The 1,175-nt window shown below is 74.7% G+C and carries 2 protein-coding genes; one reads left to right on the forward strand and one right to left on the reverse strand.

Translation table 11 applies throughout. The features are described from left to right. The coding region (locus tag P409_RS34830) for a protein-L-isoaspartate O-methyltransferase family protein (RefSeq protein ID WP_202964913.1) at window positions 1–801 on the reverse strand (801 nt) is incomplete at its 3' end. Window positions 802–971: 170 nt separating this feature from the next. On the opposite strand from P409_RS34830, the gene P409_RS34835 reads away from it, so the two are divergent. After that, window positions 972–1,175 (forward strand): hypothetical protein (locus tag P409_RS34835; protein ID WP_034849547.1); only part of this gene is annotated, 204 nt, incomplete at its 3' end.

Raw genomic sequence — 1,175 nt, forward strand, 5'->3', positions numbered from 1 at the left:
CGGCGTCGCGCCGATCCCGGGCCAGAACGGCAGCTCGGCGAGCCGCCGGCGCCCGGCCCCCCGCTCCTGCCCCGGGCCGGTGAAGCGGACGAAGCGGCCGGGGACCGCCTCCAGCGCCCGGAACCGGTCGCCCTCCCGGCGCAGCACCGCCACGTGGCAGTCACGGCGGGCGCTGCCCGCCAGCGCGATCGGCAGCAGCAGCCGGCCGCCTTCGGCGACCTGGTCGAACAGCGCCGCCGGCAGGTCCCAGACCGCGGCCGTGATCATGGCCCGGTCATAGGGTGCCCCGGCGGCATGGCCGGCGGCACCGTCGCCCTCGACGATCGCGACATTGGCGATGCCGAGCGCCGCGAGGTCGTCCCGGCTGCGCCGTGCCAGCTCGCCGAGAATCTCCACTCCGGCCACCCGCCCTCCCTCGACCAGCCGGCCCATCACCGCGGCGAGCCAGCCGGAGCCGGAGCCGATCTCCATCACCCGATGCCCGGGCTCCAGCCCCAGCCGGTGCAGCAGCCACAGCACGTAGCTGGGCTGGGAGTTGGTCGAATCGAGCCCGGCGTCGTCCGGCCCGACATGGGTCAGCACCCGGTCGCTGTAGATCGCGGCGAGGTGGCGCTGCCGATCGGCGTCGGAATCCTCGACCGGGCCGTCCCGCTCGGTCCGGAAACGGTGCACGAAGCGATGCCGCGGCGCCTCCCGCACCGCCCGGCGCAACCGCTCCGGCAAGGCCTCGCCGCGGCGGCGGAAGGCCGTGTCCAGCATGCCCAGGAAGCGGGTGATGTGCTCTTCGATCTCCGGCTCCATGATCCCTCCGGCAGGACTGTCCGCCAGGGAATGCGCGCGGCCCGCCCGGCCGCGGACCGGAAATATTTTTTCGCCTCCCCTGTCCGCGCCCGGCGGCCCCGCGCGCATAGTGGGGCTGGATGCAGGATACCTCCCCCCTCAAGCCGCGGATCGCGCTCCAGGCCTTCAGCTTGACCAAGAAGGACGTGCGCCGCGCCCTCGCGGCCCTGTCCGACCCGGACCTGCTGCGGCTGCAGGCGATCGCGCGGCTGCGTTGCCGCGGCCTGCCGGGGCTGGACTGGCAGGAGCTGCTGCACGAGGCGATGCTGCGCGCTCTCGACGGCTCCCGTCCCTGGCCGCCCGGTGTGCCGCTGGTCGCCTTCCTGGCCGGGATC

The sequence above is a fragment of the Inquilinus limosus MP06 genome, assembly GCF_000767795.1.
Lineage (GTDB): Bacteria > Pseudomonadota > Alphaproteobacteria > DSM-16000 > Inquilinaceae > Inquilinus > Inquilinus limosus_E.